Source organism: Escherichia sp. AM3, from assembly GCF_032029835.1.
Lineage (GTDB): Bacteria > Pseudomonadota > Gammaproteobacteria > Enterobacterales > Enterobacteriaceae > Escherichia > Escherichia coli.
This window is the reverse complement of record NZ_JAVUPQ010000869.1, coordinates 1-287: the sequence shown is the minus strand read 5'-3', so window position 1 is coordinate 287 and position 287 is coordinate 1. Positions and strand designations below refer to the sequence as shown.

Annotated in this window: 1 protein-coding gene; it reads right to left on the bottom strand. The window is 59.6% G+C overall.

Translation table 11 applies throughout. The annotated features are described in order from the left end of the window. The coding region (locus RTW80_RS28785; protein WP_267665915.1) for a hypothetical protein at positions 1-287 on the bottom strand (287 nt) is incomplete at both ends.

Here is a 287-nt window from a genome sequence, read left to right as displayed (position 1 = left end):
ATCCAGCCCGTCAGGTCCCGTTCACGCCGCCATACCCGTTTTGCCACCCTGCGGCCCAGCGGGTCGTAAAGATAGCGACTTTCGACCAGCGGCTCTTCATATTGTGTCCGCGTGTAGTGCACCAGCCGGTGCTGACTGTCGTAATGGTACCGGTGAGTCCGCTCATCATCCGTGCGGATAACCCCTTCCGGGATGAGGTCGGTTTTCTCTGTCAGCCTGCCGTGACGGTCATACCGGTAAAGATAGTGCGCGTCACGGGCGATACGGTTATCCGGCCACATGCTGAG